This is a genomic window from Sphingomonas sp. AOB5 (assembly GCF_029433115.1).
Lineage (GTDB): Bacteria > Pseudomonadota > Alphaproteobacteria > Sphingomonadales > Sphingomonadaceae > Sphingomonas.
In genome coordinates this window covers 16,892-40,415 of record NZ_JARNTV010000032.1, presented here as the reverse complement: position 1 = coordinate 40,415, position 23,524 = coordinate 16,892, and the positions used below count along the sequence as shown (strand labels likewise).

General features: G+C 65.5%; 17 protein-coding genes, 1 tRNA gene and 1 pseudogene. 8 read left to right on the top strand and 11 right to left on the bottom strand.

Translation table 11 applies throughout. The features are described from left to right. Both P1X14_RS14035 and P1X14_RS14030 read left to right on the top strand, forming a co-directional pair. Positions 1 to 257: pseudogene (locus P1X14_RS14035) on the top strand (hypothetical protein); the annotation flags it as partial. A 48-nt stretch (positions 258 to 305) separates the two neighbouring features. Then, positions 306 to 390 (top strand) — tRNA-Leu (locus tag P1X14_RS14030). A gap of 850 nt (positions 391 to 1,240) precedes the next feature. On the opposite strand, the gene P1X14_RS14025 is transcribed toward P1X14_RS14030, so the two are convergent. Then, positions 1,241 to 3,160: an RHS repeat-associated core domain-containing protein gene (locus P1X14_RS14025; RefSeq protein WP_277316005.1), complete on the bottom strand. Its 1,920-nt coding sequence runs from the start codon at positions 3,158 to 3,160 to the stop codon at positions 1,241 to 1,243. A gap of 125 nt (positions 3,161 to 3,285) precedes the next feature. On the opposite strand from P1X14_RS14025, the gene P1X14_RS14020 reads away from it, so the two are divergent. Continuing rightward, positions 3,286 to 4,815: a tryptophan halogenase family protein gene (locus P1X14_RS14020; protein ID WP_277316004.1), complete on the top strand. Its 1,530-nt coding sequence runs from the start codon at positions 3,286 to 3,288 to the stop codon at positions 4,813 to 4,815. A 6-nt stretch (positions 4,816 to 4,821) separates the two neighbouring features. Here the strand turns inward: P1X14_RS14020 and P1X14_RS14015 are convergent, their stop codons facing one another. Both P1X14_RS14015 and P1X14_RS14010 read right to left on the bottom strand, forming a co-directional pair. Next, positions 4,822 to 6,030 (bottom strand): alginate export family protein, encoded by a 1,209-nt coding sequence (locus P1X14_RS14015; protein ID WP_277316003.1) that lies wholly within the window; start codon positions 6,028 to 6,030, stop codon positions 4,822 to 4,824. Positions 6,031 to 6,112: 82 nt separating this feature from the next. After that, positions 6,113 to 7,471, bottom strand: a complete 1,359-nt coding sequence (locus tag P1X14_RS14010) for a cation:proton antiporter (RefSeq protein WP_277316006.1) — start codon at positions 7,469 to 7,471, stop codon at positions 6,113 to 6,115. A 191-nt stretch (positions 7,472 to 7,662) separates the two neighbouring features. Here P1X14_RS14010 and P1X14_RS14005 point away from each other — a divergent pair, with 191 nt between their 5' ends. Next, positions 7,663 to 7,908: a type II toxin-antitoxin system Phd/YefM family antitoxin gene (locus P1X14_RS14005; protein WP_277316002.1), complete on the top strand. Its 246-nt coding sequence runs from the start codon at positions 7,663 to 7,665 to the stop codon at positions 7,906 to 7,908. Then, entirely contained in the window at positions 7,908 to 8,405 is a 498-nt protein-coding gene (locus tag P1X14_RS14000; protein ID WP_277316001.1) for a type II toxin-antitoxin system VapC family toxin, read from the top strand. Before P1X14_RS14005 ends, P1X14_RS14000 begins: the two co-directional genes overlap by 1 nt. Here the strand turns inward: P1X14_RS14000 and P1X14_RS13995 are convergent, their stop codons facing one another. Together P1X14_RS13995 and P1X14_RS13990 are read right to left on the bottom strand one after the other, a co-directional pair. Next, positions 8,406 to 9,053, bottom strand: a complete 648-nt coding sequence (locus P1X14_RS13995; protein WP_277316000.1) for a heme-binding beta-barrel domain-containing protein — start codon at positions 9,051 to 9,053, stop codon at positions 8,406 to 8,408. An 81-nt stretch (positions 9,054 to 9,134) separates the two neighbouring features. Next, on the bottom strand, positions 9,135 to 10,013 hold the full coding sequence (locus tag P1X14_RS13990; protein WP_277315999.1) for a LysR substrate-binding domain-containing protein: 879 nt from the start codon (positions 10,011 to 10,013) through the stop codon (positions 9,135 to 9,137). A gap of 53 nt (positions 10,014 to 10,066) precedes the next feature. Between P1X14_RS13990 and P1X14_RS13985 the strand changes: the two genes are divergently transcribed. From P1X14_RS13985 to P1X14_RS13975, 3 genes are all read left to right on the top strand, one after another. Then, on the top strand, positions 10,067 to 11,053 hold the full coding sequence (locus P1X14_RS13985) for a LacI family DNA-binding transcriptional regulator (protein ID WP_277315998.1): 987 nt from the start codon (positions 10,067 to 10,069) through the stop codon (positions 11,051 to 11,053). Between the two features lie 413 nt (positions 11,054 to 11,466). After that, positions 11,467 to 14,148 (top strand): TonB-dependent receptor, encoded by a 2,682-nt coding sequence (locus P1X14_RS13980; RefSeq protein WP_277315997.1) that lies wholly within the window; start codon positions 11,467 to 11,469, stop codon positions 14,146 to 14,148. A gap of 66 nt (positions 14,149 to 14,214) precedes the next feature. Then, positions 14,215 to 15,390: a cytochrome P450 gene (locus P1X14_RS13975; protein WP_277315996.1), complete on the top strand. Its 1,176-nt coding sequence runs from the start codon at positions 14,215 to 14,217 to the stop codon at positions 15,388 to 15,390. Between the two features lie 274 nt (positions 15,391 to 15,664). Here P1X14_RS13975 and P1X14_RS13970 read toward each other — a convergent pair whose 3' ends face one another. From P1X14_RS13970 to dctP, 6 genes are read right to left on the bottom strand one after another with little or no spacing between them, the layout of a single operon-like run. Continuing rightward, positions 15,665 to 17,989 carry a 2-hydroxyacyl-CoA dehydratase family protein gene (locus tag P1X14_RS13970; protein WP_277315995.1) on the bottom strand — a complete coding sequence of 775 codons (2,325 nt, stop codon included), beginning with the start codon at positions 17,987 to 17,989 and terminating at the stop codon, positions 15,665 to 15,667. Next, complete coding sequence (locus P1X14_RS13965; RefSeq protein WP_277315994.1) at positions 17,986 to 19,233, bottom strand: CoA transferase; 1,248 nt, start codon at positions 19,231 to 19,233, stop codon at positions 17,986 to 17,988. The genes P1X14_RS13970 and P1X14_RS13965 overlap by 4 nt, the downstream gene beginning before the upstream one ends. Further along, positions 19,230 to 20,363: a CaiB/BaiF CoA-transferase family protein gene (locus tag P1X14_RS13960; RefSeq protein WP_277315993.1), complete on the bottom strand. Its 1,134-nt coding sequence runs from the start codon at positions 20,361 to 20,363 to the stop codon at positions 19,230 to 19,232. The genes P1X14_RS13965 and P1X14_RS13960 overlap by 4 nt, the downstream gene beginning before the upstream one ends. Then, positions 20,360 to 21,370 (bottom strand): CoA transferase, encoded by a 1,011-nt coding sequence (locus P1X14_RS13955; protein ID WP_277315992.1) that lies wholly within the window; start codon positions 21,368 to 21,370, stop codon positions 20,360 to 20,362. Before P1X14_RS13955 ends, P1X14_RS13960 begins: the two co-directional genes overlap by 4 nt. Further along, entirely contained in the window at positions 21,367 to 22,497 is a 1,131-nt protein-coding gene (locus P1X14_RS13950) for a CoA transferase (protein ID WP_277315991.1), read from the bottom strand. Before P1X14_RS13950 ends, P1X14_RS13955 begins: the two co-directional genes overlap by 4 nt. Further along, positions 22,494 to 23,522 carry a TRAP transporter substrate-binding protein DctP gene (gene dctP / locus P1X14_RS13945; RefSeq protein ID WP_277315990.1) on the bottom strand — a complete coding sequence of 343 codons (1,029 nt, stop codon included), beginning with the start codon at positions 23,520 to 23,522 and terminating at the stop codon, positions 22,494 to 22,496. The genes P1X14_RS13950 and dctP overlap by 4 nt, the downstream gene beginning before the upstream one ends. Positions 23,523 to 23,524: the final 2 nt, after the last annotated feature.

The following is a 23,524-nucleotide window of genomic DNA, read 5'->3' as shown; positions in this document are numbered from 1 at the left end:
GTCCGCCCCAGACGCAAGGTCAGCCACAGGGCCAGCCACAAGGTCAGGGCCAGCCGCAATCGATGCCCTCGCCGACGTCGACACCGCCCAGCTTCCGCTCGCCCGCGCCCAATCGCGATCCGGTGCCCGCCCCGACCCCCGCGCCGACTTCGACACCCCGCCCGGTGCTGACCGACGGCCCGCCCCCGGGCCAGTCGCCCACGCCGTCTCCCAGCCCGACACCTACGCCGACACAGGGATACAAGCCGCCGAAGTGATCACAGGTTGATAGGCGGCGCGCGCTCGGCTAGGCACCTGCGCTCGCTGCCCCTGTGGCGAAATTGGTAGACGCATTCGACTCAAAATCGAACGCCGCAAGGCATGCTGGTTCGAGTCCGGCCAGGGGCACCATTTTCCGGTTCGCTAGAGCAGGCGGATGGCTGGGGAAGCGCGCAGAGGATGGCGCGCGGCCCGCGATCTGTTCCATGCCGTCATAGAAGAAGCGCTGCCCGACCGAGCTGACCTCGATCTTGTACAGGCGGCCCAGCGGATCATAGGACAGCGTCGAGCTGGTCGCGCCCACCGTTGCGCTGGTGAGCAGGTTTTCCGAGCTGTAGGTGAAGCTGTCGCTGCCCGACGCGTTCAGATTGCCACGGGCGTCATAGCCCAGGCTCGTGCCGCCCGCCGCGGTCAACTGGTTCAGCCCGTTCGAGCTATAGTTGCGGCCGACATTGTAGTGGCCGCCCCAGGCGTAGCTGTCATTGGTTCTGGTCTGGCCCGCGATCTGGCTGGCCGGGGTATAGCTGAAGCTGGTGGTGACGTCGTCGCCCGAGCCCGACAGATTGTGGCTCAGTGATGCAAAGCCCTAATTGGTGTATTCAGTAAACTGTCACCGTAATCTTAAATCATAAAAATGTATAAAAAATCCACACTTCCGTCTTAATGTAAGTCTTATTTTTTGAATCAAATTTCAATATAATTGAAATCTTTCTGTTCAATAGAAATTTATCAAGAGATGATTGTTTAGCAATTCCGGTGAATTGGTGCTGATATTGATCATCAACGGAATATTTTTCTGTATGCCTCCGCATGAATTGGTTCATTATGGGCATTTTAGATTTTGGTGGCACTTCGCTTTCGTCTAGAGTCATTATATGATTTCTAGTTCGTCCATCATAGATTGATAGAAAAATGGCTGGAACTAAGTAGAGGGATATTAAATAGCCTAAGATTATCAGGATTATTCTCATTTTTGACTTGCCTATGTGCATTTCATCGATGGATCGACATGGTGATATTTGTATCCTGGGGAGAACATTGCCGGTTCTGGAGGCTTGAATCCCATTCCGGAGAGAAGAGCCGCCGCGTAAGAATTGCTATTCTGAAAGAATCCTAGGTACGCGAGCTTGTTGTCATTTGTTACTTCTGCAAATGAAGTCATATACTGTGCGGCTTCATTGAAAGAAACATCCAGATATTCGACGGTTTGGATTCCCTTTACTGCCCCAAAATCCGGAAATCCAGCTTCAAACGGTCCGGACACTGCTATGAGCTGAAACGCAATTCCACCTCCGGGCCCTGACCCGGGTCCTCCGCGGGATGCAAATTTTTTACCGGTAGCTGGGTCAATCGCGACTATGAAAGCGTGACTGGTTCCATTTTTTACCGGGGTGTCTGTGAATCCCATTTGTATTATCAGGCCTTTACCTGATTGATTTGCGGCGGAGCAAGGGATGTTATTATTCTGGCCGTTGAACCAGCTATTTCCGAAAAACTCGGGTATGCAAAAAAGTATTTCAGTTGTAGTTGATAGCTCTCTAATTTGAGGGTCTTCGGGCCCGTATGATCTTTCAATCCAGCTTACTTCGATAGTTCTATTTATTCGTGAGGCACACTGCGAACTAAAGCCGGTAGGATCTCTACGATTGACTGAATCGTTGCCTGCATAAGCATACCAATTCATCCCATCGCTGTACCCGATCGGATCGGTCTGAACGAACCGCCCGAGCGTCGGCGAGTACATCCGGGCCTTGTAGTAATACATGCCCAGCTCAGGGATCCATGCCTGGCCGGTATATTGGAACCGTCCGGCATTGCTGCTGCCCGGGATGCCATATTCGTCATGGCTGTTGATCGCGGTCCTTGCACCGCTCGAGTCGCTGCGGGCGACGACCGAGCCGCGCTCGTCGGTCTGGAGGAAGGTGCGGTTGTTCGTGCCCGCGCCGGTATATTCCACCAGCACTTCGTCGGCGCCGGGGCCGCGGACATAACGGCGCTGCATGACGCCGGCATCGTTCATCTGGGCGATTTGCGCCATGCCATCATAGAAGAAGCGCTGTCCCACCGAGCTGACCTCGATCTTGTACAGGCGGCCCAGCGGGTCATAGGACAGGGTCGAACTGGTGGCCCCCACCGTCGCGCTGGTGAGCAGGTTTTCCGAGCTGTAGGTGAAGCTGTCGCTGCCCGACGCGTTCAGATTGCCGCGGGCGTCATAGCCAAGGCTCGTGCCGCCTGCGGCGGTCAGCTGGTTCAGGCCGTTCGAGCTATAGTTGCGGCCGACATTGTAATGGCCGCCCCAGGCATAGCTGTCATTGGTACGGGTCTGGCCCGCGATCTGGCTCGCGGGCGTGTAGCTGAAGCTGGTGGTGACGTCGTCGCCCGAACCCGACAGATTGTGGCTCAGCGATGCCAGCCGCGACACATTGTCCACCGTATAGGTGGTGACCACGCCATTGCCATAGGTCAGGCTCGTACGGCGGCCCAGATCGTCATAGGCATAGGTGGCAAGCACGCCCACGCCCGAACCCGCGCCATTCTCGCGGATCACGCTCGTCTCGCCGGTGACCAGATATTCGTAGGTGATGTACTGGCCATTCGGCCAGGTCATCTTCGTCCGCCGTCCCGCAATGTCATATTCGTAGGAGACGGTGCCGTCATAGCCGGAGGTATCGAACGCGTCGCTGTTGACGCTGAGCACACGATCCAGCGGGTCATAGGTGTAGGTCAGGGCGTTGCCGCTATGGCTGGCCCCGGTCATGCGGCCGAGCAGGTCATAGGTATAGGCGACGTCCGGCTCGCTGCCCGACAGGTTCTTCGCGGTCGGGCGGTTCAGCGTGTCATAGGTCGTCTTCTGTGCCCGGCGCACCAGCGCGCCTGCGCCATCGGGATCGGCGGAGATCACGCCGACCCGCCGGCGCGCGGCGTCGTAGCGGAAGGTGGTGGTGTCGTCCGACGGAGTGGCGGGAAATCTCGCGGCTGTTCCAGTGCGCGCTCGACGCTGTGGCGCGGCTGTTCTAGTCAGGTCGCATGGCTCGAAAGCGCAGCATCATGGTGGTCGGCGGGGGAACCGCGGGATGGCTGACCGCGGCCTATCTCGCGCGCTTCCTCGACATCGCCGACCGCGCGCAGATCGAGATCACCCTGCTCGAATCCCCGGAGGTGGGGATCATCGGCGTGGGCGAGGGGGCCTTTCCCACGATCCGGTCCACACTGAAATTCCTGGGCGTCGACGAGACCCGGTTCATTCGTGAGACTTCGGCGACGTTCAAGCAGGGCATCCGCTTCAACGACTGGCTGCATGCGCCCGAGGACGGCAAGCGGCACCGGTATCTCCACCCGTTCGAGCCGCCTTTCTATACCGAGGGGACCAGTCTGGTTCCCTATTGGCTGTTGCAGGACGAAGCGACGCGGCCCTCTTTCGCCGAAGCGGTGACGATCCAGAACCGCGTGGCGGAATCGCGCCGCGCGCCCAAGCGACCGGGCGAGGGAGCGTTCGCGGGGCCGCTCAACTATGCCTATCATTTCGATGCCGCGCGGCTGGCGCAAATCCTCGAGGAGCGCGCGCTCGAACTGGGCGTGACCCATCTGACCGGGCTGGTGACCGATGTGGTGCTGGCCGAGGACGGCAGCATCGACCATGTCGTCACCCGCGAGCAGGGCGAGCTGCGCGCCGATCTGTATATCGATTGCTCAGGCTTCCGCGCCGAGCTGATCGGGAAGGCGCTGGGCGCGCCGTTCAAATCGGTGAAGCACCAGCTGTTCACCGATAGGGCGCTGGCCTGCAAGATTCCGTACGACCGGCCCGACGCGCCGATCGAAAGCTATACCATTGCCGCGGCACATGCGGCGGGCTGGACCTGGGACATCGGGCTGGAAGGCGCGCGTGGGATCGGCTGCGTCTATTCGTCGGCGCATATGAGCGACGACGAAGCTGCGGACGTGCTGCGAACCTATATCGGGCATGACGATTATTCGGCGCGGATCATCCCGTTCGAGCCGGGCTATCGCGAGCGGCAATGGGTGAAGAATTGCGTCGCAGTCGGTCTGTCGGGCGGGTTCCTCGAGCCGCTGGAATCGACCGGGCTGGTGCTGATCGAGGCTGCGGCCGGGATGATCGCCGAGTTCTTCCCGCATAACGGGCCCGTCGATGCGCCCGCGAAGCGCTTCAACGAGCTGATCGTCGCCCGTTACGAGAACATCATAAACTTCCTGAAGCTGCATTACTGTCTCAGCCGGCGGACCGAGCCCTTCTGGCGAGACAATGCCGATCCGGCATCGATCCCCGAACGGCTTCAGGAACTGCTCGACGCATGGCGGCACCGGCCGCCCAACCGGTTCGACTTCATCCTCGATCTCGAGACCTTCGCCTTCTTCAACTATCAGTACATCCTCTACGGGATGGAATTCCGTACCGACCTGTCGTCGGGCCGGGGCGATTTCCCCAATGTGCGCGAAGCGGAGAAGCTTTTCGCGCGCATCCAGGCTTTCGGCCAGCGCGCGACCGAGGATCTGCCGGCGCATCGCGACATGATCCGGGCGATCCACGCGGCGGCGTGAGCGCCCTTACAGCGTCCAGTCGAACTGCAGCCAGAACTTGTCGGTGTCGGTCGCGAACGCGTCCGCGCGGTAGCGGCCATAGCGTGCGGTCAGCGTATAGTGCCCACGCTTCAGGCTGGCGCTCATGTCGATTTCGCTGCCGTAATGCAGGCTCAGCCGGTCGCTGGTGAAATCGTGATACGCCGCCGACAGCGTGATCGCGTCGAACGGGCCGACCTTCTTCCAGCCATAGCCCGCGCCCGCATAGGCGTCGCGCAAGCCGTTGGGCGGGGTGGGGTTGAACTTGCCGGTCCAGCCCTGCCACTTGAAGAAGGAGGCGAGCGGCGTCTGAACGCTGGTGAAGGCCGCACCGTTGCTGGCACCGAGGACTTCATAGCCGCCGGTCAGCGTCAGGCCCTTCGTGGCGAGCGTCGCTTCGCCGAGCCAATAGGTCGCGGCATAATTGTTGGGATTGCGGTGCCAGTCGCTCTGACGCGCCACGCTGGCGGTGTAGCCTAGCGTCACGCCCGGCGCGACCGGCGTGGTGCCCGCGAAGCGCAGGCCATAGGTCTGGCTGGACAGGCGGTAGCCCTGCACCGCGGCTTCGTCCTGATCGACCAGATAGGCGAAGGCGGTCAGCTTGCCGGGCTTCGCGGCATAGCCAAGCAGCGCGAAGACATTGTCGCCGCCCACCGCCTGCTGACGCGCGCCGGTGCCGTCGCGGCCGTTCACGGTCAGGTTGTTCCATGAATAGGTCAGATCGGCGCTGAACCCGAGCGGTTTGCCCCACTGGAAGCGAACCGCATCGAAGGTCTGCTCGTTCTGGCGGAAGGGTGCCGAACCGACGAAGCGCTGGTCGGCGAGTTCGATCCGCTGGCGGCCCAGCGTGACGCCGAGGCCATCGGCGCCGGTGTAGCGGATATGCGCGCGGTTCAGCTCGAGATTGGCGGGGTCGACCACCAGCGGATAGCCGGACCGGCCATTGGTGCCGCTATTGTAGTCCTCGACGATGGCGAGCGTCGCCTCGCCTTCGACCAGCACCGACCAGCCGCCCGACTTCGCCTCGACGCCCGGGCGCAGGCGCAGGGTCAGCGCATCGGCGGGCAGTGCGATCCCGTCCTGATCGACATGCTCATAGCGCAGGCGCGCATCGAGCGTCGGTTTCACAGTCACATCCTGTGCGCAGGCGGCACTGCTCGACAGCAGCGCGGCCAGGATCGCCAGCGTCCGTTTCATGCATCGCTCCATGATGTCGTCCGGCCCGTTCCGTGGGGGTGGAACGGGCCGGGTCCTGGCGGGGTGCCGCCGGGGGTGGGTGTCAGGCCGGGTTCGCCGACAGGCCGCCAAGCTCGCCGCTGGCGCGGGCCTTGCGGCCATAGACCAGCTCGAACAGCGGGCCGGCCATCACGGTGGTGACGATCGCCATCAGCACCATCATCGCGAACAGCGTGGGGCCGATAATGCCCTTTTGCAGGCCGATATTGATGATGATCAGCTCCATCAGGCCGCGCGAGTTCATGAGCGCACCGATGCCCAGCGCGGTGCGATTGTCCTCGCCCGCCAGCCGCGCCGCCGCCCAGCAAGCGCCGAACTTGGCGAGGATCGAGACCAGCAGGATGCCCAGCGCGATCGCCAGCAGTTCGAGCGAGTTCACCATGTCGAGCCGCGTGTTCAGGCCCGAATAGGTGAAGAACATCGGCAGCAGGAACACCACCGCCATCGGCTCGACCTTGCGCTTCAGCTCCTCGACGAACAGGCCGCGCGGCATGAAGGCGCCGAGCAGGAAGCCGCCGAACACCGCATGGATGCCGATCGCGTCCATCAGGAAGGCCGACATGGCATAGAGCATCAGGGTGATGGCGAGCACCGTGTGGCTCATTTCGCCGGCCTTCTCGACTGCGCGGCCCAGCGGGGCGAGCAGGCGCTTGCCGAAGATCAGCATGAAGACGGCATAGAGCACGCCCCCGCCGATCGCGAGGACCGCAACGCCCGGACCGCCGCCGAACGTCGCCAGTACGACTGCGAGCACGCACCACGACACCGCGTCGTCGAACGCGCCTGCGGTCAGCGACAGCGTGCCGAGCGAGGTGTTCGCCAGGCCGCGCTCATTGATGATCCGCGCCAGCATCGGGAAGGCGGTGAGCGCGATGCATGCGCCCATGAACAGGGTCGCGTTGAACTGGCTGATGCCCGGCGTGAACAGGCCCGGCACGCTCAGCAGCAGCGGCGTGATCAGGATCGCGAACACGAACGGCGCGCCAATGCCCGCCGCCGACACGCCGACCGCACTCTTCGCCTTGGACTGGAAGTGATCCAGCTTCAGCGTGGTGCCGACGAGGAACATGTAGAGCCCGACGCCGAACTGTGCGCCGACATAGAGGACGCTCTTGGTTTCCTTGGGAAACAGTGCCGTCTGGAATTCGGGGAACAGCAGGCCGAACAGCGAGGGACCGAGGATCACGCCCGCGATCATTTCGCCCACCACCTGCGGCTGGCCGAGGAACTTCTGGCCGAGCCAGCCGACCACGCGGCAGGCCAGGATGATGATCGCGATCTGCAGGAAGAAGTGGATGCTGTAGTCGCTGGGCGCGAATGATTTCGCGGCCTGAATCGCGGGGCCGTGCGGCGCCATGATATCGCTCAGCGCACGCCAGGCGTCGTTCAACAAATCGGTCAGCAACAGACATCTCCCCCTTATTTCTTCCCTCAGGGAGCGCGGACCGGCGGTGACGCGCAACCAGGAAATGCGCCGTTCGGCTTTCGGTCCCGCATTTTTCCGGCTGCTGCGGGCTTTTTGTTGCGCGCGCATCACACAGTAGTATTGTACCTACATGGTAGCGCAAACAATATAGCGATGTAGGTACAAAAATGAGGGTGATCAGCAGCCGCGATTTCAACCAGGATGTGAGCAACGCGAAGCGAATCGCGCGACTCGAACCGGTGTTCGTGACCGATCGCGGCAAGCCCACCCATGTGCTGATGAGTATCTCCGCCTTCCGCCAGCTGACCGGCGAACGGGAGAGCATCGCGGACCTGCTGGCGATGCCCGGTGCGGTGGCGGATATCGATCCGCCGGTGGTGGAAAGCTGGGGCCGGATCGGGGAGATCGGCTGATGTTCCTGCTCGATACGCCAATCGTCTTCGAGCTGCGCCACGCGCGCGCCGGGCGCAGCGATTCCGGCTTTACGCTGTGGGCTTCGGGCGTATCCGCGCAGACATTGTTCGTGTCGGCGATCGCGCTTCTCGAACTGGGCAGCGCGGTGGTGCGGGCAGAGCGGCGCGACAAGGCGGCGGCCAAGGCGCTGGAAAGCTGGATCGACGAACAGGTGATCCCGGCGTTCGGGGGACGCATCCTGCCGGTGGATACTGCCGTGGTGCGGCGGCGCGCGCAGCTGCCCTATCCCGAGACGCGCGACGGGCTGATCGCTGCAACCGCTCTGGAACATGGGCTGACTCTGGTGACGCGCAACACCGCGGCGTTCCGCGCCGGGCGGGTGAAGGTCTTCAATCCCTGGGGCTACACCCCCGACAGCGCCGACGAGGAACTCGACTGGCGCGAAGCCGCACGCGGCGGCCCGCAATGGCTGAAGAACCTGTTCGTGCGCGCGTGATTATTTCGCGCCACCACCGATGATCCGCTGCCACGGATTGAGGTCCGGTTCGCCGATCTTGGTCAGCGTGTTGCGGTCGCGGTGCAGGAACAGCTCGTCGCGGCCGCGGACCATCAGGCTGGTGTCCGACACATAGCTCCACGTCCCGTCATCGTGGAAATCGACGGTGATCTGGTAGGAATCGGTGCGGAAGGCCAGTTCGAGGAAGGTCGTCGAGCAGATGCCATACTCGGTCTGGCCGCGGGTGGCGGTGAGCACCAGTTGCTTCGCATCGGCTTCTGCATGGCCGGCGGCGATGGCGACCTGTCCGCGCGGGATCGACACGGTCTGCAGGATCAGTCCGGTCGCGGGTTCCCACAGCCAATAGCCGACCTGATCGTGGAAGGTGATGTCTTCCTCGGGCGTGTTCACATGGACGTGATAGCGCAGGCCGTAGAAGAGCTGCGGGCCATTGGCCTGCGGATCGATCGGCTGCATCTCGATCCGCTCATAATAGTCGCGCTGTTCCGGACCGTCGGCCTTCGGGTTCACATCGACGCCGCGCATCCCTTCCCAGATACCGGCAAGACGGGCGAGCGGGCCGAGATTGACCAGCGTGTTGGGATCGACGTCCTCGGGTTCGGTGAAGATGTCGTCCGGAATATCCACGCTGCCGTCCCCATGATCGATTCGATATCGTCACGGATGCCCCCGGCGCGGCGGAGCCGTAAAGGGCTTTTGTGCGGTGCGTCAGGCGAGCGTGGCGGCGAGTTCGCGGATCAGCTGCTCGATGGCGGCGAAGGAGGGGCCCGCGGGCGCATCGACGCGGCGGCACAGGTTGATCGTGCGGCGCAGCGGCTCGGGCGTCATCGGCCATGCCGCAAGCTGTCCCTCGGCGACCCCGGCGGCGACCGCGGAGGCGGGCAGCAGGCTGACTCCGCGGCCGCGCGCGACCAGCGCCAGTACGGTCGGGAGCGAGTTGACCTCGGCGATCACCCGCGGTTCGCGCTCGGCCTGAAGGAACCAGGCCGACAGGACGCCGCGGAGGATGTTCGGATAACGGGTGACGATCCATGGCAGTGCGGCCAGTGCGGCAGGCTCGGAGGGGGGCGGTGGCGCGCCCGCGGCGGTGACGATCACCATCTCCTCGCGCGCGATAGGCTCCGCGACGATCTCGGGGCCCGCGGGCGCGGAAGGGATCACCGCCATGTCGAGCAGGCCCGCGGCAAGATTGCCGACCAGATCGATCGCCGATGCCTCGGTCACATGGATGCGGATGCGCGGGTGATCGGCCAGCACCCGCTCGATCAGCGGCAGCCCGATCGGCATGACGAGCGTAGGCGGGATGCCGACGGTGACGAAGGTGATCGACTGGCCATCGGCATCGCCCATGGTCAGCGCCTCGAAATGGCGCAGCAGGGTCTGGGCGCGGGGATAGAGGCGGCGGCCAGCCTCGGTCAGCGAGACGCCGCTGTGCGAACGGACGAACAGCTCGGCCTTCAGCTCGGATTCGAGGATCGCGAGCTGCTGGCTGAGCGCGGGCTGGGCGATGCCGAGCGCCTGCGCGGCGCGATTGATGCTGCCCGCATCGGCGATCCGCACGAAATATTCGAGGCGTCTGGTCTCCATGTCCTGTCCTGCTAGGATTGTTTCATGATGCAACCAAGCCCGGCCTTCTCCAAGTGAGCGTTCCCAAGCTGGAGGATGTGGCGGCGCGGGCGGGCGTTTCCCCGGCGACGGTCTCGCGCTTCCTCAACAAGCCCGAGGTGGTGGCCAAGGCCACCGGCGAGCGCATTCAGGCGGCGATCGTCGAGACCGGCTATATCCCGAACCTGATGGCGGGCGGGCTGGCATCGTCGAAGAGCCGGCTGGTCGCGGTGCTGATCCCGTACATCTCCAACTCGATCTTCGATGCGACGATCGAGGCGATGGTGGAGGAACTCTCGGCGGGCGACACCAATGTGATGCTGGGCCTGACTGGCGTCGATCCGGCGCGGACCGACAAGCTGATCCGCGCCGCGCTCAGCCGCCGGGTCGATGCGATCATCACCACCGGCGAGATGACCGCCGAGCATCAGGCGCTGCTGCGCGCATCGAAGACGACCGTGCTGCAGATCTGGGATTTTCCCGCCGATCCGATCGACATCGCTATCGGCTTCTCGCACGTCGATCTGGGCCGCGACATTGCGCGCTTCCTCCATACGCGCGGCTATCGCCGGCCGCATGTGATCACCGCGGCGGGCAGCCGCGCCCGGCTGCGCCGCGACGGCATCGTCTCCGAATGGAAGGCGCTGGGTGGCGAGGGGATGACCGAGGGGACCGTGCCGATCCCGTCGCGCTTCGGCTATGCCCGTGGCGCGTTCGCCGACATGCGCCGCCTCGACGAGCGGCCCGATGTGGCGGTGTGCGGATCGGACTTCCTCGCCATGGGCCTGATCGTCGAGGCGCAGGCGGCGGGGCTGAAAGTGCCCGAGGATCTCGCGATAATGGGCTTCGGCAACAGCTCGAACGCAGGCGAGATGCGCCCGACGATCACGTCGGTCGACATCGACGGCAGCCGGATCGCGCGCGAAGCGATCTCGGTGATCCGCCGCCGGCTGAAGGGCGAGGACGTGCCCGAACGGCGAATCGATGTCGGCTTCCGCCTGATCGCGCGAGAGAGCGCTTAGCTTCCAAAATCCTCCCCCGGAGGGGGAGGGGGATCGCCGAAGGCGGTGGAGGGGTAGTCTCCGCAAGCGACCGGCTCGCTGGTGGAGACTACCCCTCCGTCATGCTTCGCATGCCACCTCCCCCTCCGGGGGAGGATTTGATGCCAGTGATCCCGTTGGTTGTCTCCACAAAAGGTTTTTCGATAAAACAGTTGCAACATTCCACTAAAAATGGTTTCTTCCATAACAAGCGCTGCCGAGGCTCCGACAGATGAGTCCCGGGCGCTGTGTGGAGGATGCCCGTCATGGCGTTGCCAGAACCCTGTTCGCGTCTGCGCGTTGCGCTGGACCAGGCTATCGGCCGCGCTGCCGCGCAACCCTCCACAACCAATCCGGCGCTCCATGGGAGCGACAACGGGAAAGGGAGGGACTGAATGAAGCCGATCCGTATTGCCGCACTGTGCGGTACCGCCTTGCTTTCGCTCGGCTGGAGCGTCGCCGCCCAGGCGCAGGACGCGCCCGCGAGCGATGACACCAGCGTCGAGCAGCCTGCCGAGAATACCGAGCTGGTCGTGACCGGCAGCCGCCTGCGCGGCGCCGCGCCGGTCGGTTCCTCGGTCACTGCGCTCGGCCGCGAGGATGTCGAGATGTCGGGCGCGGTCACCACCGATCGCCTCGTCCAGCAGCTTCCCCAGGTGTTCGACCTTGGCGTGTCCGAGAATTCGCGCGGCCAGGGCGGCGGCAGCGGCAACATCGCCTATGGCAACACGATCAACCTGCGCGGCATCGGGCCCTACGCCACGCTGATCCTGGTCGACGGCCACCGCGCGGTGAACAACAGCCGCGCGTTCGAGCCTTCGGTGATCCCGACGCTCGGCCTCGAGCGTGTCGAAGTCGTCGCGGACGGCGCATCGGCCATTTACGGTTCGGATGCGATCGCGGGCGTGGTCAACCTGATCCCGCGCCGCTCGCTCGACGGGGTGGAGGCGACTGCGCGTTACGGCGCCGGTGCCAACTTCAACGAATCGCAGATGGGCATCGCCATCGGCAAGAAGTGGGACAGCGGTCAGGTGATGCTGGCCTATGAGCGCGTCTATCGTTCGAACCTCAACGGCGACGACCGCGACTTCTTCCGTTCGGATCAGCGCCCGTTTGGCGGCAACAATTATCTCGTCACCCGCTGCGCACCGGGCACGCTGCGTGCCGGCGGCGTCGCCTATGCGATGCCGTCGCAACTGACCACGGCCAATGTCGGTTCGCTGGTGGCGGGCACCACCAACACCTGTAACGATCTGATCGGGCAGGACCTGTTCCCGCAGCAGAAATACAACTCGGTCAACGGCACCTTCACCCAGGAGATCACCCCTTGGCTGACCGTGTTCGCCGACGGCTTCTATTCGAAACGCGAATATGAGCGGCTGCCGGCCTATTTCAGCTCGACGCTGACGGTGCCGCAGACCAACGCCTTCTTCGTGCGGCCCACCGGCTTTGCGGGGACGAGCTATACGATCGACTATAACTTCATCAACGATCTGCCGCGCGACGTGTCGATCGGTTCGGCGACCAACTGGCAGGTGACGCCGGGCGTCCGCGTGAAGCTGCCGCACGACTGGCAGTTCGAAGCGCTGGTCACGTACGGCAAGGGCAACGACCAGTCGGATCAGGTTCGCGGCCTGAACGCGACCGCGCTGAACGCCGCGCTGGCGAGCAACAACCCGGCGACCGCCTTCGATCCCTATGGTCTTGGCCGCACTTCCGCCGCGACCCTGCTGGCAATCAGCAATTTCGTGACCCTTTCGCCCACGCTGAACGAGTTCGTCGGCTATGAAGCGCGCCTCAACGGCACGTTGTTCAGCCTGCCGGGCGGCGATGTGAAGCTGGCCGCCGGCTATGAAGGGCAGGAGATCAACACCCATCTGGGCAGCGCGCGTGGTGCCGCGGGTACGCCGATCACCTTCCGCCATTTCAAGCGCCGGGTGGACTCGGGCTATGCCGAACTGCTGGTGCCGATCTTCACCGGGCTGAACGCCATTCCGGGCTTCCAGAAGCTCGAGGTCAATCTGGCCGTCCGTTACGACAAATATAGCGATGTGGGCGACACGACGAACCCGAAGTTCGGGGTGAACTGGTCGCCGGTGCGGGGCCTGACCCTGCGCGGCAGCTATGGCACCTCGTTCCGTGCGCCCTTGATCTCGCAGATCTATGGCAACTCGAACAATCTGTTCGGCCAGACCTATCAGAACCCGGCGGGCGGCTCGCCGCTGACCGGCTTCGCCTATTCGGGGCCGAACCTGCAACTGGCGCCGGAAGAAGCGACCACCTGGTCGGTCGGCGGCGACTGGGACGTGACGCCGAACCTGCGGGTCAGCGCGACCTATTGGAACGTCGAGTACATCAACCAGGTCGACAGCTATCTCTCCGACCTCGCGATCCTGACGCGCGAGGCGCAGTTCGCGGGCACCGGCATCATCCTGACGGGCACGGCGGCGCGCGATCGCGTGCTGGCACTGCTGGCGTCGGGCGTGACGCTGGCGCGCGGCACCTTCCCGGGCGGCGATCCGAATAACGTCACCTTGTTCATCGATGGCCGGAACAACAATCTGGGCCAGTCGAACACCAGCGGCATCGACGCCAGCATCAACTGGCGGATCGAGACGGCCAATCTGGGCACGTTCAACCTGAACGCCAGCGGCACCTATCTCACCAACTTCAAGACCGCGGTGTCGCCGGCGGGCACGCCGATCGACCGGCGCAACACCATCTTCTACCCGCTGACCTTCAAGGCGCGCGGCAGTGTGGCGTGGAGCATCGATGCGCTGCTGGCGCAGGTGACGGTCACCCATGTCGGCGGCTATCGCAACACTGCGGTGACGCCGAACCAGAATGTGAAGAGCTTCACCCCGGTCGACCTGATCTTCGCCTTCGATCTGGGCAAGATGGGCGCGCCCAGCGCGGTGAGCGGCATCACTTTGGGCTTCGAAGTGCGCAACCTGTTCGACTCCGGTCCGCCCTATGTGAACCTGGCGCCGGGCGTGAACGGCGGCGGCGGTTACGATCCGTCGGCGGCAAGCCCGATCGGGCGGGTGATCGCAGCGTCGATCCGCGCCAAATTCTAAGGTCTCCCCCTCGCGAGGCGCGTCTCCCTATGGGCGCGCCTCGTTTCTTTTGTGGAGTAGCGTGACGTGAGCGTCGAGCAGGCAGACTGGGACCCCAACCTCAACAAGACCGTCGAGGATCGCGCGGCGGAATATGCCCGGCTGCGCGGCGGGTGCCCGGTGGCGCTGGGCTATGACGCATGGGGTGCGGACCGGTTCTGGGGCATGATGCGATATCAGGACATCGTCAGCGTGGTGCGGAACCCGAAAGCCTTTGCCAACGGCACCGCGCGGCTGGGCATTCGCCGCATGCCGCTGGAGAGCGATCCGCCCGAACACAGCCAGATCCGGAGACTGCTGAACCCGCTCTTCTCGCCCAAGGCGATGGCCGAGCGCGAGCCGCTGACGCGCGGCGTGGCGGCGGAATATGTCGATGCGTTCGTGAAGGCGGGCGGCGGTGATGCCATCGCCGAGATCGCCCGGCCGGTGCCGACCCAGGTGCTGCTGATGTGGCTGGGCCAGCCGCGCGAGGACTGGGAGCAGATCAAGGCATGGGCCGATGCCGCGCGCCCGCAACAGGTGCTGAGCGAGGAACAGGGCAAGCGCATCCACGACGCAGAACAGGCGCTGTGGGACTATAGCTGGGCGATGGCGCGCGACCGGCAGGCGAACCCGCGCGATCCCGCGGTCGATCCGGTCACCGCGATCCTGAGCGGCACGCTGGACGGCGGTCCGATGCCCGAGGAGCATGCGGTGGGCATGGTGCGGCTGGTGCTGGCGGCAGGGCATGACTCCACCTCGCAATCGGTGGGCATCGTGCTGCACTTCCTCGCGACCCACCCGGAGATTCAGGCGCAGCTTCGCACCGATCGCTCGCTGGTGCTGAAGGCTTCCGAGGAAATCCTGCGGCTCAACAGCCCGGTGGTGGCGATGCCGCGCACCGTGGCCGAGGATACCGAGTTCGGCGGGCGGCAGATGTGCAGCGGCGAGCGGATGATGCTGTTCTGGGCCTCGGCCAATCGCGATCCGGAAGTGTTCGAGGATGCGGAGGCGTTCCGCCTCGACCGCAGCGGCAAGCCGCACATGGTGTTCGGCAACGGCATCCATAGCTGCGCCGGCGCGCCGCTGGCCAAGCAGGAAATCGTCGCGGTGGTGAACGAGATGTTCGACCGGACGACCGGGTACGAGCTGGCTGGCGAGCCGACCTTGCAGCCGATGCAGCAATATGGGTTTGCGACCTTGCCGTTGCGGGTGACCCGCTGAGCGGTTCGCGGGTCCTGCGGCGCGGAACTTCACACTAGCTCCACACCGATCCGCCCGTTCCGGCGAAGGTGGATTTGCGGGTTCAAAGAGCGGCTTCGGGGTGCGGAGCGCCTTGAGCCGAGCAGGTGAAATCCAACATTTCAAGCTTTCAAATCCTACCCCGGAGGGGGAGGTGGCAGCGTAGCTGACGGAGGGGGAGTGCCACGGGCGATGTCGCTTGAGGCGTTCCCCCTCCACCGCCTTCGGCGGCCCCCCCCTTCCGGGGTAGGATTTTTTAGGCCGGAACGCCGAGCCGCTTCGCGCTCGCCTCGGCAGCGGGGCCTTCGAGAAACGCCACCACGCGGCGGTTGAGATCCTCTTCCGCACCGGGATCGCGGACATAATTGTCCATATCCAGTTCCAGCACCGGTATCCCCGCTTCGCGCAGCGCGCGCAGGACCAGCGGGTCGGCGTCGGACAGGGCCATGGCGCCGTCGACCTGATGTAGCAGCGCTTCCTTGACGTTCCATGCCCCAGCCCAGGTGGCCATGCGCAGTTCGTCGCCCATCGTCACAAAGCGGGCGGCGAGGGCACGCAAAGGATCGCGGCCGCGGTCGTGGCGGCGGATATAGCCATCGGCAGCGAGGCTGAGATACATCGAGCAGACGAACACCGCGCCATGGCTTTCCTCCCAGCGCTGGTAGAAGCCCATGTCGCCCCACACACCGCGGCCGACGAACATCAGGCGGATGCGCTCGGTGGGGCAGGCGGCGTCGCCATCGGCGGCGCGCTGGACGACTTCCTCATAGAAGTCCTTTGCCGCGTCGCGACCCCATTCGGTGCCGCGATGCCATTGCGGCACCATGGTCGCCGGCATCTGATCGACCACGCTGATCGGCGCGGGGACGGTACGGGCGACGAGATCGCGGGTCTCGCGGTAATAATCCTCCTGCTCGTTCACCAGATCCATGACCTCGGCGAGGCGAGCGGGATCGAAGGCCTTGCCGCTGATCTGCTCCAGCTCGGCGATGGCGATCTTCAGTTCGGCTTCGAACAGGTCGAGCCGCTCGGCTTCGATGAAATGATCCCAGTCCTCGGCAAGGCCGTCCCACCAGTCGATCGGGATTTCCCAGCGACAATCGACGGTGCGCTGGAAACATTGCAGCTTGGCGCCGGTCAGGTCGGACCATGCCTCGAACAGCTTCGGCCCCGCATCGGTGTGGAGGACGACGCCCAGCACATCCGGTTTTGGCAGGCCGCCCCAGGGCGCCTGTTCGGCATCGTGATCGAGCGCGGCGGCGGCACCCTGTGCGCTATAGGCTTCGGCGGCGGGGGGCAGGCCGGCGGCGGCGAGCAAGGTGGCATAGCGCGCGCTCTGCTGCTTGGCGGCGACGATCGAGGCCCACCATTGGTTGACCACGAACGGGATGCCGAGTGCGCGGAGCATTTCCTGCGGTGCGTTGGCGTTGACCGCGGCGAAGGTGTCGCCCGCGGCGGCCTGGGCGCGGATTTCGGCGAACCAGTCGCGCTGGTACGCGCCGAAGCGGGCGATGGCCTTCAATGACTTGCGGCTGCGCGGCGGCGGAGCGGGGCGGGGACCTTTGGGCGCTTCCGGTGCGGGCGCGGGCGGCTCGGGGGAGACGGCGAAGATCGTGCCGTGCGGGACGGCGCTGCTGATCGCCTTGGTTTCCCATGCGGCGGTGTCGGCATTGTCGCCGTGATAGTGGACGACCTTGTCGGGCCGGGTCTCGGCGATGCGGGCGGCGAGGCGTTCGCCGCGCTCGCGAGCCGAGGCGAAGCAGCCGGCGGTGGGGGATAGCGTCCAGCGGGTCAGGTCGGTGAGGGGGGCGAGGCGGGTTTCGCCCCAGCCATGGTCTTCGCCGATCACGGTGCCGTGTTCGCCTTCGAGCGCTTGGATCGGGCCGAGCGTTTCGATCTCGACGCCGCTCAGCAGCACGGTCGATCCGGTGGCGGGTGCGCGCGCTTCGATTTCGCTGCGGAACTGCGGGAGCAGGGTGAGAAGTTCGGCAGGCGAGAGCGTCGCGGCGGCGGCGAACAGGGCGTGCGCTTCGGTGCCGGTCAGGCGCGGACGCAGGGCGTTGAGCGTGCGGAGTTCGGCGCGGATCACCTCGCCGGTGGCCAGCGCGTCGGGGGCGTGCGTGCCGCCGAGACCGGCGAGCCAGTCCTGCGTCTGGGCGAGGCGGATCGCGTTGTAGCGGTGGGTCGGCTCGCGATCGATCACCAGAAGGTCGAGGAACGCGACCGGCGGCAGCGTCATCGCGCCGCAGCGGCCGAGTTCGCGCAGGGTGGCGAAGATCTGGGGCTGATCGGCATCGGCGTGCGAGATCAGCAGCGCGTCGCCTTGCGGGATCGCGGCGATGGCGGCGAGCAAAGCGAGGCCGCGTTCGGCCATGTCCGCCTTGCCGACCAGCGCGTCGATGGCGGTGCGGTCATGGCTGCCGGGGACGAGGCGGACGGGGGCGAGGCCATGGGCGTCGACCAGTTCGCGCGGGATATCCCAGCCGAGCGTCCACACGACGCGCTTCCCCGCGGCGCGATGTTCGGCGGCGATGGCTTCGGGATCGCGCACGGCGGCGAGGATGCGATTCAGCGCGCTCATGCGACCACGCCGGCGCGGGTCAGTTCGGCGAGCTTCTCGTCGTCATAGCCGAGGATATCACCATAGACCGATCCGTTATGCTCGCCGATCGCGACCGGCAGGACATCGTCGAATCCGGTGCGGGCGCCGGAGAAGCGGATCGGGATGCCCGCGGTGCGCAACTCGTCGCCCGAAGGATAGGCCGGGTGGGAGACCGCGTTGGTCTCTTCGCGTGCAACCACGCGAGGATCGACCAGCGCATCTTCCGGGTGGCGGACCTCGGCGACGGGGACGCCCTCGGCTTCGAGTTTCGCGACGACTTCGGCCAGGGGAAGCGTGCGCGACCAGGCGTTGATGCGAGCCTCCAACTGGTTGGCATTGGCGACGCGGCTGTCGCGGGTGGCATAAGCGGGATCGTCGATCAGGCCCGGCTCACCCATCGCGCGGAACAGGCCGGCGGCGAGCTTCTGGTGGACCGCGACCACCGCGACATAGCCGTCCGCGCATTCGAACACGCCGAACGGGGACAGACGCTGGACCGTCAGGCCGGTGCGCGCCGGCATATCGACTGCGCGCATCGCCGCCCAGTTCTCGATCGCGACGAACGAGGTGAGAGCGCCGAGCATTGACACGTCGACATGCTGGCCCTCGCCGGTGCGGTGACGCTGTTCGAGAGCGGAGAGGATGCCGATCACCGCGAAGACGGGCGCGAGCATATCGGCCATCGGGATGCCGATGCGGACAGGGGGATGGTCATGCTCGCCGCTGGTGTACATCGCGCCGGAGAGTGCCTGGATGACGATATCCATCGCCTTGCCGTCGGGCGCATCGGCGCCGAAGCCGCTGAGCGAAGCATAGACGATGCGCGGGTTCACTTCGCGGGCAAAGGCATAGCCGACACCGAGGCGGTCGGCAGTGCCGGCGGTGAAATTCTCGACCACGATATCGGCGGTGCGGACCAGATCGGCGAACACGTCCTTCGCCTGGGGGTGCTTGAGGTTCAGCGCCACGCCGCGCTTGCCGCGGGCGCGGGTGAGGTGGGAGATCGAGATGTCGTCCTCGTGCCGCCGCTCGATCACCACGCCGTCGCGGCCGACATAGGGGCTGTTCTCGCGCGCAAGGTCGCCGCCCTTGGGATCCTCGACCTTGATGACTTCGGCGCCGAGGCCTGCGAGCAGCAGCGTCGCATAGGGGCCGGCGAGCGCGCGAGTGAGGTCGATGACGCGGAGGCCTTCGAGCGGGCGGGGGTTGGTGGGGTCGATCATTGGAGGCCCAGTTCTTTCAGGATGGCGTCATTGTCGGCGCCCGCGATGCGTGCCGCGCGGGGCGGGACGGGGGGCGTATCGGAGAGGTGGATCGGCGAGCCGATCTGGCGGACCGGGCCGCCTTCGGACTCGACCGTGATCGCCATGCCGCGGGCGATATTGTGCGGATCGGCTAGCGCTTCCTCGATGGAGGATACCGGCGCGAACTGCGTGTCGGCGGCGGCGAGCAGCGCGAGCCAATGGGCGAGGGGCTTTTCGGCGAAGGCGGCTTCTAGGAAGGCGCGGATGCCGGGGCGGGCGGCCTTATCGTTCTGGAGCGGGGCATAGTCCGGGCGGCCCATGGCTTCGCAGAAACGCTGCCAGTAGCGCGGCTCCATGTCGGTGGTGACGAGGAAGCGATCGTCGGCGGTACGGTAGATGCCGATATCGGCGCGGTGGCGGCCGCGTGGCGGGGCCTTGGATAGGTCCGGGTTGCGCGAGATGACGTTGCCGATCAGCGCCATCGCGCTGTCCGACATGGCGATGTCGACGGCCTGGCCGCGGCCGGTGGTGGCGCGGGCGATCAGCGCGGCGAGGATGCCGATGACGGCGTTCGATCCGGTCAGCAGGTCGGCGGCGGGAACGCCGGCGAAGCCGGGTGCGTCGGGGTCTTCGCCGATCCGCGACAGGGCGCCGGCTACGGCGAGGGCGACCGGATCGTGGCCAGGCTTGTCGCGATAGGGGCCGGTCTGGCCGCACAGGGTGACCGAGGCATAGACGAGGCGCGGGTTGAGCGCGGCCATCGGCTCGTAGCCATAGCCCATGCTGGCCAGCACGCCGGGGCGGTAATCCTCGACCAGCACATCGGCGCGGCGGACGAGTTCCTCCAGCACCGGGCGCGAGGCATCGGCGCCGGGATCGATCAGCAGGCTGCGCTTGCCGCGGGCGAACACGTCCTGCGCGCGGATGCGGGCGCGCTCGGCTTCGGGGAGCTTGTCCCATCCGAACACCTGCGCCTGCTTGGCCAGCTCGCGCGGATGCTCGATGCGGATCACTTCGGCGCCCAGATCGGCGAGCAGCCAGGTGCAATAGGGGCCGGGGAGGAACTTCGAGAAGTCGACCACCCGGATGCCTTCGAGGGGACCCTTCATGGTCCGACCTCCCGGAACAGCATGCCCGGCACCTTGACGGTCTTTCCGGCGACGATGGTTTCCTCCCACAGGCCGCGCGCGGCGAGGTGGTCGCTGGCGAGGACGTCCTCGACTTCGCTGATCGCACTGAGGCCCATGCCGTGCTTGTTGGAAAGCACGGTGAGCGTCGCACGGTCTTTGGTCGCGAGCCAGGCTTCGACGATCCCTTCCCAGCGCTGGAGCACGTCCTGCGGCATGTCGGCGACGAGGATCGCGTCCCAGTCGACCTCGGCGAGTTCGCCGGCCATGCCGTCCTCGGCCATGCGCGCGACGGTGGCGCGCATCATCGGCTGGTTGTCGACCAAGGCCCAAGTGACCCAGCCATCCTTCGCGCGCCACACCTGACGCACGCCGGACTTGCCGCGGATCAGCAGGTTGCCGGTGCGCGTGCCGACCTTGCCGACCCATTCCCAGGTCAGCGGCTCGCGGTAATTGGCGAGCACGGCGGAGCGATAGGCCGAGACCTGCGCCTGCTGGCCCATGCCATCGGCGGCACGGGCGTTGAGCGCGGTGAGCGCGGCGATGGCGCCCTGGATCCCTGCGAGTGCCCATGCCTGACGGCCGGGCAGGGTCAGCGGCGGGCGGCCCGGATCGCCGACGATGGTCATCAGGCCGGAGCGGGCCATCAGCGTCAGGTCGGTCGCCGGGCGTCCGTCATTGGCGCGGCCCGCGTCGAAGGGCAGGATCGCCACGTCGATCAGCTTCGGGTTGCGCTTGGCCAGAGCCTCGGGGCTGAGTTCGGGCGGGCAGTCTTCGGGGCCGCGGAACACGATGTCGGCGGCGTCGATCAGGTCGAGCAACGGGGTGTCGCTGGTCGTCTTGCCATACTGGTCCATCGCCAGTTCGGCGGCATCGCGTTCGGTGGTGCCGGTCGTGACGACCTGCGCGCCCATCCGCGCGAGCAGCGTTCCGGCATAGGCGCCGAGATCGCGGGTCAGGTCGACCACCTTGATGTGGGAGAGCATCATGCGAGCACTCCCTCCGCGGCCAGCGTTGCGACCTCGTCGGCGCTCATGCCCAGAAAGCCTTCGAATACATGTGAATTATGCTCGCCCAGCTTGGGGGGCGGGGTGACCCTGATCTCGGAGCGCGAGAAGTGCGCGGGCGGGGCGGGCATTTCGCAACTGCCCAGCACCGCATCGTCGATACGGACATAATGGCCGCCCTCGGCCAGTTCGGGATCGGTGAAGACGTCGCGGCCGTCGAACACCGCTTCGGCGGGAATACCCGCGGCGGCGAGGCGGTTGGCGACGGCGTGCTTGTCCTGTGTGGCAGTCCAGCTTGCGAGGTCGGTGCCGCCGGTCAGCTGGGCCAGCGCGGCGGCGTCGGCATCGTCGCGAATGGCAACCGCGACCCACTGGTCATGCCCGCGGGTGGGATAGACGCCCTGACGGATGGTGGGGGAATCATTGCCGCGCTTGGGCGAGGGCGAAAGCTGTTCCTGCACCAGCACGTCGCCCAGCACATGCACCAGCGGCTCGACCTGCGAGACGTCGATATGGCGGCCCATGCCAGTGACGCGGCAATGCTCCAGCGCGGCGAGCACGCCCATCGTCGCGAACATCGGCGCGATCACATCGCCATATGCGAAGGGCGGCATGTGCGGCGGCGTTTCGGGCCAGCCCGACAGTGCTGCAAGGCCGGACAAGGCGGCGGCGCTGTTGCCGTAGCCGCGCAGGTCCGACATCGGCCCGGTGCGGCCCGCGACGCTGACCGAGAGCATGATGATCTCGGGCCGCTTGGCGCTCAGCGTCGCGTAATCGAGGCCGAGGCGCTCCATGAAGCCCTTGCCGAAATTCTCGACCACCACATCGGCCCAGTCGGTCAGGCGCTTCGCGATCTCGACGCCGCGCGGATCGCCCAGGTTGATCGTCACGCCCAGCTTGCTGGTGTTGGTGATGCCGAAAAAGGCCGAACCGTTCGGGTTGCGCTTGCCGTCCTTGAACGGCGGGCTCATCCGGCCGAGGTCGAGCCGCTTGGCGCTTTCGACCTTCACCACCACTGCGCCATGATCGGCGAGATCCTTGGTAGCGCGGGGGCCGGCGCCGACCCAGCTGAAATCGGCGATCTTCACGCCTTCGAGTGCCTGGCTCATTTGGGCGCTCCACAACCGGCGGGGACGCCGTTCCGGATCAGCTCCTCCGCGCGCTTGGCCATGGCCGGGCCATCGACGCCGAACGGCTCGAGATGCTTGGCGATGCGGAAGGCATTCTCGCGATAGAGGCCATCGAACCGTGCCTGCTCGGCGGCGGGCATCGGGATGATGTTCAGCCCGGCCTCGCGGGCATAGGCGAAGCCGTCGATCAGCCCCTTGTCGATCGAGGCGACCATGGCGTCTTCCCACACCTTTTCGCTTTCGATGAAGATCGCCTTGTCGGCGTCGCTCAGCCGGTTCCACACCTGCATCGACAGCGCACGGCCCGGATAGGCGCCGCGCGGGATCTTGATGGTGGAATAATATTTGCCGACGTCGGCGAGGTGCATCGAACGCAGCGCGTCGGCGGGGGCGACCACGCCGTCGATCACGCCCTTGGCCATGGCTGGATAGACTTCGGCCATCGACATGTTGACCACGTCCACGCCGAATGAGCGCAGCACGTCCGCCGTATCTGCCTGGGCACGCAGGCGCAGGCCCTGCAGGTCGGCGAGGCTGCGGATCGGCTTGTTTCTCGTCAGGATGCCGGGGAAGTTGCCCCCCTGCACCGCGATCACGCGCAGGCCGTTCAACTCGCCGTTCATCACCGGGAATTCGTCGGCCAGACAGCGATAGACCGCGATCTGCTGGCCGATATCGGTGACGCCCGAATAGAAGCTGGGCTGGATCCGCTGGATATGCGCACTGCGGGCATACATCGGCGTAACCATGCCGATATCGGCGACGCCGTGGCGGATCTCGAGCATGTTCTCGTTCGACGAGAGCAGATGCCCGCCCCAGTGCGGGTGGATCTTGATCCGGCCTTCGGTCTTTTCCTCGATCCATTTCATCCACACGATATCGGCGCGGCTGAAGGGATGGTTGGCGATGTAGGGGCTGGCATAGCTCAGCACCATCACGTTCGGATCGGGCTTGCCGCAGGCCGACAGGGCCAGCGCGGCGGCGAGGATGAGAAGGCGCTTCATCT

Excerpts from the sequence above, each read along its gene's own strand:
- P1X14_RS14020 (WP_277316004.1), top strand. The coding sequence starts at position 3,286 with ATGGCTCGAAAGCGCAGCATCATGGTGGTCGGCGGGGGAACCGCGGGA.
- P1X14_RS14015 (WP_277316003.1), bottom strand. The coding sequence starts at position 6,030 with ATGAAACGGACGCTGGCGATCCTGGCCGCGCTGCTGTCGAGCAGTGCC.
- P1X14_RS14005 (WP_277316002.1), top strand. The coding sequence starts at position 7,663 with ATGAGGGTGATCAGCAGCCGCGATTTCAACCAGGATGTGAGCAACGCG.
- P1X14_RS14000 (WP_277316001.1), top strand. The coding sequence starts at position 7,908 with ATGTTCCTGCTCGATACGCCAATCGTCTTCGAGCTGCGCCACGCGCGC.
- P1X14_RS13990 (WP_277315999.1), bottom strand. The coding sequence starts at position 10,013 with ATGGAGACCAGACGCCTCGAATATTTCGTGCGGATCGCCGATGCGGGC.
- P1X14_RS13980 (WP_277315997.1), top strand. The coding sequence starts at position 11,467 with ATGAAGCCGATCCGTATTGCCGCACTGTGCGGTACCGCCTTGCTTTCG.
- P1X14_RS13970 (WP_277315995.1), bottom strand. The coding sequence starts at position 17,989 with ATGAGCGCGCTGAATCGCATCCTCGCCGCCGTGCGCGATCCCGAAGCC.
- P1X14_RS13965 (WP_277315994.1), bottom strand. The coding sequence starts at position 19,233 with ATGATCGACCCCACCAACCCCCGCCCGCTCGAAGGCCTCCGCGTCATC.
- P1X14_RS13960 (WP_277315993.1), bottom strand. The coding sequence starts at position 20,363 with ATGAAGGGTCCCCTCGAAGGCATCCGGGTGGTCGACTTCTCGAAGTTC.
- P1X14_RS13955 (WP_277315992.1), bottom strand. The coding sequence starts at position 21,370 with ATGATGCTCTCCCACATCAAGGTGGTCGACCTGACCCGCGATCTCGGC.
- P1X14_RS13950 (WP_277315991.1), bottom strand. The coding sequence starts at position 22,497 with ATGAGCCAGGCACTCGAAGGCGTGAAGATCGCCGATTTCAGCTGGGTC.
- dctP (WP_277315990.1), bottom strand. The coding sequence starts at position 23,522 with ATGAAGCGCCTTCTCATCCTCGCCGCCGCGCTGGCCCTGTCGGCCTGC.